At 40.0% G+C, this 13,622-nt stretch carries 14 protein-coding genes; 2 read left to right on the top strand and 12 right to left on the bottom strand.

Translation table 11 applies throughout. The annotated features are described in order from the left end of the window. Positions 1-6 precede the first annotated feature (6 nt). Entirely contained in the window at positions 7-1,008 is a 1,002-nt protein-coding gene (locus tag HKX39_RS01785; protein ID WP_171679591.1) for a sulfate ABC transporter substrate-binding protein, read from the bottom strand. 175 nt (positions 1,009-1,183) lie between these two features. On the opposite strand from HKX39_RS01785, the gene glpK reads away from it, so the two are divergent. Both glpK and HKX39_RS01775 read left to right on the top strand, forming a co-directional pair. After that, on the top strand, positions 1,184-2,659 hold the full coding sequence (gene glpK, locus HKX39_RS01780) for a glycerol kinase GlpK (RefSeq protein ID WP_171679590.1): 1,476 nt from the start codon (positions 1,184-1,186) through the stop codon (positions 2,657-2,659). A gap of 100 nt (positions 2,660-2,759) precedes the next feature. Continuing rightward, positions 2,760-2,951 (top strand): YqaE/Pmp3 family membrane protein, encoded by a 192-nt coding sequence (locus HKX39_RS01775; protein WP_171679589.1) that lies wholly within the window; start codon positions 2,760-2,762, stop codon positions 2,949-2,951. 90 nt (positions 2,952-3,041) lie between these two features. On the opposite strand, the gene HKX39_RS01770 is transcribed toward HKX39_RS01775, so the two are convergent. The 11 genes from HKX39_RS01770 to ppk2 form a co-directional block, all read right to left on the bottom strand. Continuing rightward, positions 3,042-3,626, bottom strand: coding sequence for a biliverdin-producing heme oxygenase (locus HKX39_RS01770; RefSeq protein WP_171679588.1), 585 nt, complete (start codon positions 3,624-3,626; stop codon positions 3,042-3,044). Positions 3,627-3,769: 143 nt separating this feature from the next. Continuing rightward, on the bottom strand, positions 3,770-4,723 hold the full coding sequence (locus tag HKX39_RS01765) for a Bug family tripartite tricarboxylate transporter substrate binding protein (RefSeq protein WP_171679587.1): 954 nt from the start codon (positions 4,721-4,723) through the stop codon (positions 3,770-3,772). 105 nt (positions 4,724-4,828) lie between these two features. Then, on the bottom strand, positions 4,829-5,548 hold the full coding sequence (locus HKX39_RS01760; protein WP_246225957.1) for a 7-carboxy-7-deazaguanine synthase QueE: 720 nt from the start codon (positions 5,546-5,548) through the stop codon (positions 4,829-4,831). After that, complete coding sequence (queD, locus tag HKX39_RS01755) at positions 5,538-5,966, bottom strand: 6-carboxytetrahydropterin synthase QueD (RefSeq protein WP_171679586.1); 429 nt, start codon at positions 5,964-5,966, stop codon at positions 5,538-5,540. Before queD ends, HKX39_RS01760 begins: the two co-directional genes overlap by 11 nt. Next, a complete protein-coding gene (gene queC, locus HKX39_RS01750) occupies positions 5,963-6,637 on the bottom strand; it encodes a 7-cyano-7-deazaguanine synthase QueC (RefSeq protein ID WP_171679585.1) in 675 nt (224 codons plus the stop codon). Before queC ends, queD begins: the two co-directional genes overlap by 4 nt. A 103-nt stretch (positions 6,638-6,740) precedes the next feature. Further along, positions 6,741-6,884 (bottom strand): hypothetical protein, encoded by a 144-nt coding sequence (locus HKX39_RS01745; RefSeq protein ID WP_171679584.1) that lies wholly within the window; start codon positions 6,882-6,884, stop codon positions 6,741-6,743. A 76-nt stretch (positions 6,885-6,960) separates the two neighbouring features. Further along, the gene (locus HKX39_RS01740) at positions 6,961-8,355 is read right to left on the bottom strand and encodes a GntP family permease (protein WP_171679583.1); all 1,395 of its coding nucleotides are present in this window, start codon (positions 8,353-8,355) and stop codon (positions 6,961-6,963) included. A 157-nt stretch (positions 8,356-8,512) separates the two neighbouring features. Continuing rightward, entirely contained in the window at positions 8,513-9,529 is a 1,017-nt protein-coding gene (locus HKX39_RS01735) for an asparaginase (protein ID WP_171679582.1), read from the bottom strand. Between the two features lie 12 nt (positions 9,530-9,541). Continuing rightward, entirely contained in the window at positions 9,542-10,783 is a 1,242-nt protein-coding gene (locus HKX39_RS01730) for a mechanosensitive ion channel family protein (protein WP_171679581.1), read from the bottom strand. Next, positions 10,783-12,135, bottom strand: a complete 1,353-nt coding sequence (gorA, locus tag HKX39_RS01725; RefSeq protein WP_171679580.1) for a glutathione-disulfide reductase — start codon at positions 12,133-12,135, stop codon at positions 10,783-10,785. Before gorA ends, HKX39_RS01730 begins: the two co-directional genes overlap by 1 nt. Before the next feature lie 224 nt (positions 12,136-12,359). Then, complete coding sequence (gene ppk2 / locus HKX39_RS01720) at positions 12,360-13,484, bottom strand: polyphosphate kinase 2 (protein WP_171679579.1); 1,125 nt, start codon at positions 13,482-13,484, stop codon at positions 12,360-12,362. Positions 13,485-13,622: the final 138 nt, after the last annotated feature.

Here is a 13,622-nt window from a genome sequence, read left to right as displayed (position 1 = left end):
ACTCACTTATGGTTTTTGAATTTCGTCAAAGACACCACCATCCGCAAAATACGTTTTCATAATTTCAGGCCAGGTACCAAATACATCATTAGCACGGAAAGTGTCGATATGAGGGAAACGATCTTTATGCTTCTCTAATACAGTAGAATTACTTGGACGCAAATAAAGACTAGCGGCTAACTCTTGTGCTGCATCACTCCATAAATAAGAGAGATATTCTTTAGCCACCTCGGCTGAACCTTTTTTCGCTACGACCGTATCCACAATAGCGACTGGGTTTTCTGCTTTAATTGAGTATTTTGGATATACCAACTCAAACTCTCCTGCTCCAAACTCACGAGCCGCCATATTCGCTTCATTTTCAAAGGTAATCAATGCATCACCAATATTGCGTTTGACAAATGTTGTTGTCGCCGCACGACCACCATTATCTAAGACAGGCACATTTTTAAATAAGGCTTTTACTAAAGCTTTTGCCTTATCATGGTCTCCACCATTAGCTTTTAACTCAGCACCATAAGCTGCCAAGAAGGTATAACGACCATTGCCTGTTGTTTTTGGGTTAGCAACAACAACCTGAATACCCTCTTTAGTTAAATCAGCCCAGTCTTTAATATTCTTTGGATTGCCTTTACGCACTAAAAATACCGTAGCACTCGTAAATGGGACAGCATGGTCAGGGAACTCTTTATCCCAACCTGCTTCGATAAGCCCTTTGCTCTCTAGTAGTTCAACATCAGAACTTTGATTCATTGTCACTACATCCGCTTGCAAACCATTAGCCACACTGAGTGCTTGCTTGCTTGAACCACCATGAGACTGTTGAATATTAAGCGTTGCACCATTATGCTTGTCCGCATATTCTTTTAAGAAAAGCGGGTTATATTCTTTATAAAAATCACGCATAACATCATAAGACACATTTAAGAAATCTTGCTGTTGTGCAGTAGCGGTACCCACCAAACCTAAACTTAATACAAGTGCGGAAATTTTGTTTAGTAATTTCATTATGATCTCGTCTAAAAATTAAGGATGAAATAACTATACAAAAATTATTTCTCCGCTGAGCGAATGTTTTTTTCTATTCTTATTGCCAAATGTTATAAAAAGACGATTATAAATATATTTTTTACATAAATATAAGTATTACAATAATGCCATTATTTTTACATCTTTACCCACTATGTCATATCTCTTAGCTCTTGACCAAGGCACAACATCTAGTCGCAGCATTCTTTTTAATCAGGCAGGACAGGTCGTTGCAAGTGCTCAGCAAACTTTCCAGTTAAATACCCCAAAAACTGCTTGGGTCGAACAAGATGCCAATGAAATTTGGCAATCACAGCTCAATACCATCAAAGAAGTCATACAAAAAGCAGCGATTCAAGCACATGAGATTCGTGCTATCGGGATTGCCAATCAACGAGAAACAACAATCGTTTGGAATAAAAAAACAGGACAAGCAATCGCACCAGCCATTGTATGGCAAGACCGTCGTACCTCTGCATTTTGTCAGCAACTCAAAGACAAAGGGCATGAAAGCCATATTCAGCACATTACAGGACTCATGATTGACCCTTATTTTAGTGCGACTAAATTAGCATGGATTTTAGACAATACCCCCCATGCACGCACATTGGCTGACAGCAATGAATTAGCCTTTGGTACAGTAGATAGTTGGTTGATTTGGAATTTAAGTAAGGGATGTCATGTTACCGATGTGTCTAATGCCTCACGGACTATGCTAATGGATATTCACACACAGCAATGGTCTACCCCTTTACTTAATCTTTTTAAAATCCCTCAAAATATCTTACCTTCTATTGTTGCATCAGGGCAGGAAATCACCCATACGAATAAAGACCTATTTGGCGCAAAAATCCCCGTCTTTGCGGCCATTGGCGATCAGCAAGCTGCTCTCTTTGGTCATGATTGTCAACAAGCTGGTATGGCAAAAAACACCTATGGTACAGGTTGCTTTATGCTACTCAATACGGGCAATCAAGTGATTAAAAGTACCCATAAATTGCTAAGCACTGTGGCTTGGCAAAAGACTGGACAAATGACTCAATTTGCACTTGAAGGCAGCGTTTTCATGGCAGGTGCTATTGTTCAATGGCTACGTGATAATTTAGGATTTATCAAAGAAAGCCATGAAGTAGAACAACTCGCTTCACAAGTCAAAGACAGCGACGGTGTCATTCTCGTACCCGCTTTTACTGGCTTAGGGGCTCCCTATTGGGAACCGAATGCCCTAGCCAGTATCAGTGGTCTTAGCCGAGGAACTCAAAAAGCCCATATTGCACGCGCTGCACTCGAATCCATTGCCTTTCAAGTAGCGGATGTATTACATGCTATGCAGCAAGATGCCCCCGTTCCTCTCACCGAACTCCGTGTAGACGGTGGTGCAAGTGCGAATAATCTGCTTATGCAATTCCAAGCAGACATTCTTGGCGTACCCGTACTACGTCCAACACTGACAGAAACCACAGCCTTTGGTGCCGTTAAAATGGCGGGGCTAAGTTGTGGCTTCTTTAATGAAAGTGATTTTTCATCTATGTGGCAGCTTGATCGCTGTTTTGAGCCACAGATGAGTGAAGATGAACGACAAACACGGTTAAAATCATGGAAAAATGCCATTCAACGTGTCATTGCTTGATTTTTTGAAATAAAGCCTTATATGATAAGGACGACAAAGCTGATATACATAAATATTTCGGCTTTTACCACAGCTTAATGAACACAAAGGAAAGTATACAATGCGTCTGATTCTTGCCATATTATTACCTTGGCTGCAATTTTTTACTATTGGTCGTCCATGGGCGGGTATTATTTGTCTCATTTTACAAATTACCGTCATCGGTTGGTTGCCTGCAGCCATCTGGTCTGTCTATGCATTAAGTCAGTATAAAACCGATAAAAAAATCGAAGCGGCTTTAAAAAATAAATGACACACAGTTTATCGATTATCTCCATAAGCTGAGCAATGCTTAGTTTGAGGACTGTCATCTGCTATCACGCCAATGGCAGTCCTTTATCTTTTAGACCGTCGCTGGCGATAATTCAAACACTTCCCTTAGTAATGCCTTATAGGTTGCAAAGGCATCTAATGCTCCCTTAAGAGCTGCAGCTCTATCCTCTACCGTGATATCAATTTGATTAAATTGATCACAAAAATCTTTCCAATGTTTAGCACGACCCTCTGCATGAGGCGCTAAATGACGAGCACCATACTCAGCAGTTAAGCCTAATTTATGTTGAGCTGCTTTATATAGAAAAGCTGCGCCGATATTAGACCCTTCAGCACAATATAACCAACCCAAAACCTCTTTGCCTTGAGGTATAGGTAATGTTTGCGTAATGTTTTTAGTATTCGCTTGTAAATCTTTTAAATCTTTCAGCACTTCCTCATAACGCGCTAACTCGGCTAAATCCTCAATGCCTTGATTAAGTAATTGATCCTTATAAATAGCATCCACAATTTGATGAAATACGGCTTGTAATTGCAAAAAGCGCGTATAGTTTTCTATAGTATCAAAAGGTTTTACTGACATAACTAAGTGATCTACACTATCATGCGTCGTACGGCAATTTTCCTTTAAATATAAACTGAGTGGCAACTCCATATCAATCCCTATGATATAAATAATAATAAAAACAATAACAATTCTTATTTATATGCTATCATAAGTCTTTATAAAAAAATAGCCCGTGACAATCATCACAGGCTATTTATGCGTGCTCAATAGAATCAATAATTATTTAAATTTTAATGTGTCGCATTAATTTGTTTAAATAGTTTTTGATTTTCTTCTAAATCCTTTTTAATACGTGCTTGTAATTCTGCTGGTGTTGACGTTTCAATCACGAGACCTAACGCAGCTAATTTTTCTTGTACCTCTGACTTAGCCATAGCGTCTGCAATGGCTTTATGCCATTTGTCTCTCACTTTATCATTCATCCCCTTGGGGCCTACCAGGGCTAACCACGTCGAATAATCATAACCTTGATAACTTTCACCTATACTTGGAACATCTGGCAAAGCATCACTACGTTTGGCTGTTGTAGTCGCTAAAGCACGTAAATTACCCGCTTTAATCTGTTGCAATACACTAGGAATCGCTAAGGTCGCCATTTGCAAATGACCTGCAATCAAATCATTAACGATTAAATTACCCCCTTTATAAGGGGCATGAGTTAGCTTAATACTCGCTGCATTTTCAAGTAATACCGTTGCCAAATGTAAGGAATTCCCTACACCAGCCGAACCGTAATTAATCTTATCAGGATTGACTTTAGCATCTGCTACTAAATCTGCTAGCGTCTGATAAGGTGAATTTGCAGGTACTGTCACAATAAGTGGTGTAATAACCAAATTTGTAATAGGTGTAAAATCCTTTACTGCATCATAAGGCATTTGCTCATGCAAATACGGATTAATAGCATGTGTTGATGAAACCATACCGACTGTATGCCCATCCGCCGCTGCTCGTACTACTTCGCGTGTACCCGTCATATTAGAAGCACCAGCTAAATTATGCACTACCACAGATTGATTAAAAGCTTTGCTTAACTCAGGCTCCAATACACGTGCCAAATTATCAAAAGCAGAACCAGGAGCGCTTGGCACAATCAAACGAATTGGCTTGCTCGGGAACTCCTCTGCAAAAACAGAAGATGCACTGACCATACAGGCCATCGCTAATACGACTCTCTTTAACATAATCCTTCCTTATGAATTAATTCTCTATTTATTATCACATTACCTTAACACAAATCCCTCTATTCTGTTTTTAAAAATAGAAGACTCACCTACTCTTTACAACTATTATTGAATATGAGCAAACTTATGCGTTTGAATGCTTAATCGCCAATGAGGAGCATTTTCTCTAGTCTTTGCACGCTCATTTAAACGACCAATACAGCTTATGGTTTGTAGAATATTCATTTCCCCATCGACTTCCAGCGGTGATAAGAAATAATACTTCGCTTGAATTTTGGCAGCGATCCTTTCACACCACAATAAGAAAGCATCATCAGTGTCAATAGCTAAGGGGGTCTTAGGCTCAGGCTCTCCTGCTCTTAAAGGATCCACAACAATACGCACCTCATCTGCTTGAGAGATACACTCACGTTCATATTTTTCAGCGTAACAATACTTAGGACTTACAGCAATATAATCAATGAGAGGAGAAATCTCATGTAAAGCATTGCTTTCAATACACAAAGAGTAACCTTTTTTCTTTAAGGCCGACAACAATACATCCAATTGAGGATGAATACTTGGCTCACCGCCTGTGATAATGATATTTTTAGCCTGATAAGGCGCAATAAAATCCAGAATCTCTGCTAGTGTCATCCCTTTATATTTCAAGTAATCCGTATCACACCAAGTACACGCTAAACTACAACGCCCTAGACGAATAAAAATAGAAGGCATACCTGTATTATGACCTTCACCTTGCAGGCTCTCAAAAATCTCTACAATACGATAGCTAGGATTTTGACTATCTAAGCGTTGTAAAGGCTGCTCATGATTAACCATCATATTCATCATACTCACTATAAGAGTTAGGCGTTTCCCATAACCTGACTCGTGTGACAGGCAAGCCTTTTTCTTGTAATAATTGGAAGATATGACGACTCATCACCTCAGCTGTCGTACGTTGCTCTAAAGGATACGTCTTCAGATTCCAGCCTTCTAGCAAATTCGCAATCGCACATTCTCTTTCATTTAAGCGATTGTAAAGAAAGGCATGATCCATCTTATCGACCACTTGCTCTTTTACTACGGCTTTTAAGTCGCTAAAGTCAATCACCATCCCTTCTTTAGGACCATCCATATGCAAAGAACCACTCACTTCAACTTCTAATTTATAGGTATGTCCGTGTAGATTTTTGCACTTTCCGTCATGACCGTCCAATAAATGCGAACTATCAAACGTAAAGGTTTTAACCACTTTCATCGTGACGCTCCCTGTGCTGAGCGACTTTCTAGATAGCTCGCTAAACCTTTGTCTCTCAACACACAACTTGGACATTCACCACAGCCACCGACAATTCCCATATAGCAGGTATGTGTATGCTCACGAATATAGTCCAAATACCCTAATGTATCAGCCAATGCCCATGTTTCAGCTTTAGTTAAATACATCAATGGGGTATGAATCTGAAAAGCGTAGTCCATCGCTAAATTCAAGGTCACATTCATTGATTTGATAAATACATCTCTGCAATCTGGATAACCACTAAAATCCGTCTCACAGACACCGACGATAATATGCTTGATGCCCTGTGATTTCGCATAAATAGCCGCATACATCAAAAATAATGCATTACGTCCATCAACAAAAGTGTTGGGCATACCATTGTTGTCTTCGGCAATCTCTGCTTGATTATCCATCAGCGCATTATGCGTAATTTGCTTCATCAGCGATAAATCTAACACCGTCTGAGAAACACCTAAATCTTGAGCAATCCAACGTGCTTTTTCTAATTCAATCGAATGACGCTGTCCATAAGCAAAGCTAATGGTTTGTACATTCTCACGACCATATGTCGCTATCGCTTGCACCAAGCAAGTCGTGGAGTCTTGACCACCAGAAAAGATGACCAAGGCTTTTTCTTGGGATAACATAAATAAGTTCCTTAGTTTTGATTTAGTTATCTAAGCAACCTAGATAACTGTGTGGGAGGATTTCGAACCACACAAGGTTTTCATTATAACAAGCTAATGGACTTTATGACTCTTGCTGTTGTGATTGCTCTTGAATCATCTTAGCATGCTTGTCTAAACGAGGCTTTAATAAAAATTTCCATACGACCCAATGCACAACACACGTCGCTAGCAACAAGCCAATACCTAATCCGATATAAAGACCCATCCTTTTCTCCTGATAAGTACAAAGGGCTGGCTCATAAGAACCAACCCTCGTTTATCATAGCATAACTATCGTTTACTTAGAAAGAGCCAAATATGGTTCCTAAGATGATAACCGCCGTTACAGCAAGCACAGGTCCTGCGATAGTGACAGCAGCAATATGCGCATACGATTGACGGTGATTTAAACCACAAATCGATAATAATGTAATAATAGCACCACAATGCGGTAAGGTATCAAAACCACCTGCAGCAATCACCGCCACGCGGTGTAATAACTCTGGGCTAATATTATTCTCAACAGCTAAGCGTAAGTAGTCTGGTCCTAATGTTTGTAAAGCAATACTTAAACCACCAGAAGAAGAACCTGTGATACCTGCTAAAGCTGACATCGCCACTGCCTCAGAAATCAATGGATTGCCCGGAGCAACACCTAACACAAACTCTTTAATAATAACAAAGCCTGCTAGACTCGCAATCACTGCACCATAACCTACTTCTGAAGCTGTGTTAAATGCCGGTAGCATAGAGCCAAAAGAGCCCTTATTGATTGTCTCACGTAAATCAGCCCAGCGATTCCATGCAATCACAATTAACCAAATGCACGATAAGATTAAAGCAATAATAATCGCCCACATACCCGTATTTTTAGCAGGAACTAAATTAGGGAACTTAGCTGCTACGGCTGAAAAATCTGCACTTGGGAAAATGACATACGTAAATAAGGCATTTAAACCAATCACTAAAATAAGCGGTGAAAATGCTAACCATACTGGCATCGCATTTTTTTCCTCGATATTTTCGTGCTCAACACCGTCATTATGATTGCCATATCCCTCGCCAGCAGCTACTGCTTTATTCGCACGTGCTGTCAGCCACCACCAGCCAAAACAAAACATAATAACTGAGGCAATTAAACCAAGACCCGGCGCAGCAAATACATTGGTTTGATAGTAAGGAATAGGGATAGCATTTTGAATCGCAGGCGTACCTGGTAATGCCGTCATTGTAAACGTAAATGCACCTAATGCAATCGCTCCAGGAATAAAACGTTTAGGCAAATTGGCACGATAGAACATCACTTTAGCGATAGGATAAATCGCAAATGCCACCACGAATAAAGACACACCGCCATACGTTAAGGCTGCACACGCCAATACTACCGTTAAGATTGCATGTTTAGGACCAAGAATTCGAGTGAACCAATGTGCGATACTAGATGCAGCTCCCGAATCCGCAATAAGCTGACCAAAAATAGCACCCAATAAGAATACTGGGAAGAATTTTAAGAGATAATTACCTAAAGCACCCATAAAGGTTTCGGTATAAATAGGTGCCATTAAAGAAAAATCGCCTGATAGCAAGACAGCTAAGGCTGCCATTACTGGTGCTAAAATTAAAACTGAAATACCTCGATAAGCGAGATACATCAATAAAAACAAAGAAACAAGGATAGCAATTGTACTAAGAGTCATTGCTTTACTACTCCAAAAAACAACATCGATATGACCTAACCACGCATACTTCTTCGATGTTATACCACCACACCTGGGTTAGGCAGCGCACATTATAAGTGGCTTTAAGCGCAAAACCGTTGTTTTTTGGAGTCCCTAGTATTAACCCTTAGTCTATTTAAGGTGTTTTATACGTATTAAGATATTTTCTTAAGGCTTGTTCAATATAGCTTCGCTGACCATCTGCTGACCATAAAATCGCACTTAATAATAAGCGTGCCTTCCGAGGACATAAGGCATCTGCCATCATCACACCCAAAGACTGTAAATCAATCTCGGCCCCTTTATACCCATAAACGGCTTTTGTCGTACTTCCCGCTCCCGTACGAGAAGCCATTAAAACAGGCATTTTCTCCAATACGGGAATTAAGGCATTTCTCACGTTTTCTGATACATGCCCACTCCCCACGCCCGCAATAACCAATCCCGCATACGAAAGCTTAGGCAAGACTTGATATAGCTCAATAGACTCATCCAAGACTGCCTCTACTAGCAAGACTTTCTCATCATATTGCACAGGTATGGGCAATACTGCTCGCTCATTAGCCTGACGATAAAGCAAAATATCACTTTCCTGAACATAGCCTAATGGACCAACAACCGGTGATGCAAAGGCATTAACCGACATAGTGTGCTGCTTACGCACATATCTCGCTTGATGAATTTCATCACTCATTACGACTACTGAGCCATAATTCCGCATTTTAGGATTCATTGCTACTTTAATCGCAGATAATAAATTTGCTGGACCATCTGCACCCGCCTCTTTAGGAGAACGCATAGCCCCTGTTAAGACTAAAGGGGCACCATAAGGCCAATACATATCAAGGAAAAATGCACTTTCCTCCAATGTATCCGTTCCTTGGACAAGAACAACTCCTGTCGCTCCATCTTCTACTTGTTGCTTTGCCCAAGCTAAGGCTTGAAAAAGATGCTCAAACTGAATAGAACCACTAGCCAAATTAGCAAGCGTCTTAAGACGCAACTGTACCGCCAACTCTGCTAGCCCTGGAATAGACTGTACTAAATCAACTGCTCCCAAGGTTGAACTAACACCTGTCGCCCCATCTTGAGAGGTCATTGTAATCGTACCCCCCAAGGTACCAATCGCCACAATAGCATTTGAATTAAGCATAACTCTTTCTCTTTAATCCTTATGATGAAGACCTATCTGCATATCATAGCCTGTTGGAGATTGATGAATACGTAAACCAAACTCACCCACCACAGCAAAGATATGATCAAAGATATCAGCCTGAATCCCCTCATAATTTACCCATGCCACATCATTACTAAAACAATAAATCTCTAAAGGCACGCCATTTTCTGTAGGGGCTAATTGACGCACCATCACAGTCATCTCTTGATGCACATGCGGATGATTCTTTAAATAGCGAGCCAAATAAGCACGAAACGTCCCTAAATTTGTAAGGCGACGACCATTTAAGCCTAAACTCATATCCGCCTCGCGATTAGCTTGCTCCAACTCATGCGATTTCGCAATGATATATTCAGATAATAAAGGACTACGCGTTAAGCGGTTAACCTCATCTTCAGAAATAAACCGAACAGTACTCACATCAATCATTACAGAACGCTTAATCCTACGCCCTCCTGACTCACTCATTGGACGCCAATTTTTAAACGAGTCTGAAATTAAGGCATAAGTCGGAATGGTGGTGACGGTATTATCCCAATTACGCACCTTGACGGTAGTTAAGCCAATATCAATAACCGCACCGTCAGCATTATACTTGCTCATTTCAAGCCAATCACCGATACTGAGCATATTGTTCGCTGACAACTGAATACCAGCTACCAATCCTAAAATAGGATCTTTAAATACCAGCATCAATACCGCCGTCATTGCACCTAAACCGGACAATAAAATCAAAGGCGATTGACCAATTAATAAGGAAATAATACCAATGCCAATACCAATAGACAACAATAGCTTAATGGTCTGGATAAGACCTCGAACTGGAAAATTACCTGCAAATCCTCGTTCAAATGTCCACCGCGTTAAAGCATTGAGTAAGGCAAATGCAATAAATAATACACAAAGCAATAGCCATACTTGAGCGATAACCAATAATACCTTTTGTAAAGTAGATGGCTGCAACCATAACATCAATAGTTGTTGTAATACGATGGCAACAACTAAATAATTAATATGTGTAAACAGCTGTGTTTCGCTAAGACTGCGTACAAATAAAAACGAAGACTTAGCACATACATTTTGCATAATGCGGCGTAAGACTAAATACGCCACATAAGACACCCCTACACAACAAATCAAAATACCCAGAAGGGCAAGACCAAGCGCAAGATATTCTGGATAAAACGCTACATTATTTGAAACTAACCAATGCTGAATCTGTTGCTGCATTAATCCCCCACCGGTGTACGCATTGTCACAAATTCCTCTGCAGCAGTTGGGTGAATCCCAATCGTACTATCGAAAATTGCCTTTGTTGCACCCGCTTTTAAGGCCACAGCAAAACCTTGGATAATTTCTCCTGCTTCATCACCCACCATATGAACGCCAAGTACTTTATCACTGGCTTTATCAACGATTAACTTCATTAATGTCCGTTCATCTTTGCCTGTTAAGGTATGCTTGAGCGCTTTAAAGTCAGAGCGATAAATGGCAATATCCTTATATTGTTGACGTGCTTGTTCTTCTGTTAAGCCTACTGTGGCGGCATTAGGTGTTGTAAAAATAGCCGTAGGAATATTGTCATAACTCATTTGACGCGTTTTATCACCAAATAAATAATCAACTAATACCATCGCCTCACCTAAAGCAACAGGAGTCAACTCTAAATGTCCCACCACATCACCAATAGCAAAAATAGAAGGTACATTACTCATATAGTTTTTATCTACAATGATATGCCCACTCTTACTTGTTGCCACACCAACTCCTTCCAAATTCAATCCTTTGGTATTAGGTGCACGCCCCGTCGCATAGAGTACTTGATCAACCTCTTCGGTCGAACCATCTTTTAAGGTAACTAAAATACCCGTCGCTGTCTTTTCTAATTTGGCAACATCACTATTAACTCGTAAATCAACGCCATGTTTTACCATTTCTTGACTTAAGAAATGACGAATATCCTCATCAAAACCACGTAGGATTTTTTCGGAACGATACAACTGGATAACCTTAGCACCCATACCATTAAAAATGGAGGCAAACTCACTCGCAATATAGCCACCGCCAACGACTAATAAGCGTTTAGGAAAGGCTGGCAAATCAAAAATTTCATTAGACGTAATGGCAAGCTCTTTGCCCGGTACATCAGGCACAGTAGGCCATCCACCTGTAGCAATCAGAATATAACGTGCAGTATATGTCTTATCACCTACTTTAACCGTATTAGCATCGACAATAGCCCCCCAACCGTTCAATTGAACAACACCAGACCCTTTTAATAAATTGCCATAAATGCCATTTAAGCGAGTAATTTCTGTCGCACGATTTTTCTTTAACACTTCCCAATCAAAAGAGGAAGAAACCTCACTCCAGCCATAACCTTTTGATGAGCTAAAATGTCCAGGAAAACTTGAGGCATAGCTATAAAGCTTCTTTGGCACACAACCTAAATTCACACAAGTCCCTCCTAAAGGAGCTCCTTCGACAACAGCCACTTTTACACCACGAGCGGCTGCCATACGTGAGGCACGTACACCACCACTACCTGCACCAATCACTAATAAATCAAAATCAAAACTCATATTCTTCTCTCTTTTTCAGTTACGTAAAGACGTTTTCATCCATTGTATTGACAATAACATCATCTTATTTTACTGAGATTACATCAACTTGTCAGATTGCATTTCCCTATATCAACGATTGATACCTTTTATTGCAACATAATGAAAAAACCAGTCTTCAATGAAGACTGGTTCTACAAGTAACTTAAATAAATTAATACACTTTATACATTCAGGCTAAGCAATTAGGCTATTTTAGGTTTATCAATAACAGCGCTTTCGCCTGATTCATAAATCACATTTGAACGACCAACGATGAGCGGATCAATTTTACCGATAGATTTAAGGTCTTTATTTTTGTAGTTAAATTTATGTAAAACATAACGCATTGCATTTAAACGTGCACGTTTTTTACAATTTGACTTCACCACCGTCCAAGGCGCGTCGCTCGTATCCGTATGGAAGAACATAGCCTCTTTCGCTTTAGTATAGTCGTCCCATTTATCTAAAGAAGCCATATCAATTGGAGATAGCTTCCATTGTTTTAATGGATGGTGTTTACGCTCACGGAAACGACGACGTTGCTCTTCACGGCTGACGGAGAACCAAAATTTAATCAATACAATCCCACTACGTACAAGATTGCGTTCAAACTCTGGAGCCTGACGCATAAATTCATTATATTGAGCATCAGAACAGAATCCCATCACACGCTCAACACCTGCACGGTTGTACCAAGAGCGGTCAAATAAAACCATCTCGCCCTTTGTCGGTAAATGTTGTACATAACGTTGGAAATACCACTGACCACTTTCTACTTCAGTTGGCTTTTGTAGTGCCACTACGCGAGCAAAACGTGGATTTAAGTGCTCCATAAAACGCTTAATCGTACCACCCTTACCTGCTGCATCACGACCCTCAAAAAGAATCACAATACGAGAACCTGTTTCCTGAACCCATTGTTGTAATTTCAAAAGTTCAACCTGAAGATTATATTTTTGGAACTCATAATTGCGACGGCTCATCAAATAGCGATATGGGTAAACACCCTCTTCTTGCCAGTTTTCGACAAGCACATTATCTGAATCTTCAACTTTCTCTGCGTCTAATTTACGTTTTTCATCACGTAAAAGCTTTAATAAAGCCTTACGATCATCCGCTGATAATCCCTCTAATAAACTGTGTACAGACTCAGTTTTTTTCTCTAAAGCAACAGCGACAGCAGCACTCTCTTTATCAATACGCTCACGTACACGGTTATTCACCACATTGCTACGTGTCTGTGTTGATGTACGACCTGTAATCGTATCTCCTGAACTAGCCTTACGAGGAGTTACTTTACGAGGAGCAGATTTTTTTGCTGTCACCATAGTTTTTCCTTACTTATTAATAAATTAAACAAAACTTCCCATCAATGTTATGGTATTGATTAACTATTTTTATTTTACTCCTGTTTCTTTTTGGAAACTGGGATTTCCTCTTTTACAATAGATAAAACCCTTATCAAA

This window comes from Pelistega suis (assembly GCF_013133795.1).
In the GTDB taxonomy this organism is placed as follows: domain Bacteria; phylum Pseudomonadota; class Gammaproteobacteria; order Burkholderiales; family Burkholderiaceae_B; genus Taylorella; species Taylorella suis.
The sequence above is the reverse complement of the archived record's forward strand: the minus strand, read 5'-3'. Positions and strand labels throughout refer to the sequence as shown.

What these genes read in the sequence shown, in the direction of transcription:
- HKX39_RS01785 (WP_171679591.1), bottom strand. Translation starts at nt 1,008, where the DNA reads ATGAAATTACTAAACAAAATTTCCGCACTTGTATTAAGTTTAGGTTTG.
- glpK (WP_171679590.1), top strand. Translation starts at nt 1,184, where the DNA reads ATGTCATATCTCTTAGCTCTTGACCAAGGCACAACATCTAGTCGCAGC.
- HKX39_RS01775 (WP_171679589.1), top strand. Translation starts at nt 2,760, where the DNA reads ATGCGTCTGATTCTTGCCATATTATTACCTTGGCTGCAATTTTTTACT.
- HKX39_RS01770 (WP_171679588.1), bottom strand. Translation starts at nt 3,626, where the DNA reads ATGGAGTTGCCACTCAGTTTATATTTAAAGGAAAATTGCCGTACGACG.
- HKX39_RS01765 (WP_171679587.1), bottom strand. Translation starts at nt 4,723, where the DNA reads ATGTTAAAGAGAGTCGTATTAGCGATGGCCTGTATGGTCAGTGCATCT.
- HKX39_RS01760 (WP_246225957.1), bottom strand. Translation starts at nt 5,548, where the DNA reads ATGATGGTTAATCATGAGCAGCCTTTACAACGCTTAGATAGTCAAAAT.
- queD (WP_171679586.1), bottom strand. Translation starts at nt 5,966, where the DNA reads ATGAAAGTGGTTAAAACCTTTACGTTTGATAGTTCGCATTTATTGGAC.
- queC (WP_171679585.1), bottom strand. Translation starts at nt 6,637, where the DNA reads ATGTTATCCCAAGAAAAAGCCTTGGTCATCTTTTCTGGTGGTCAAGAC.
- HKX39_RS01745 (WP_171679584.1), bottom strand. Translation starts at nt 6,884, where the DNA reads ATGGGTCTTTATATCGGATTAGGTATTGGCTTGTTGCTAGCGACGTGT.
- HKX39_RS01740 (WP_171679583.1), bottom strand. Translation starts at nt 8,355, where the DNA reads ATGACTCTTAGTACAATTGCTATCCTTGTTTCTTTGTTTTTATTGATG.
- HKX39_RS01735 (WP_171679582.1), bottom strand. Translation starts at nt 9,529, where the DNA reads ATGCTTAATTCAAATGCTATTGTGGCGATTGGTACCTTGGGGGGTACG.
- HKX39_RS01730 (WP_171679581.1), bottom strand. Translation starts at nt 10,783, where the DNA reads ATGCAGCAACAGATTCAGCATTGGTTAGTTTCAAATAATGTAGCGTTT.
- gorA (WP_171679580.1), bottom strand. Translation starts at nt 12,135, where the DNA reads ATGAGTTTTGATTTTGATTTATTAGTGATTGGTGCAGGTAGTGGTGGT.
- ppk2 (WP_171679579.1), bottom strand. Translation starts at nt 13,484, where the DNA reads ATGGTGACAGCAAAAAAATCTGCTCCTCGTAAAGTAACTCCTCGTAAG.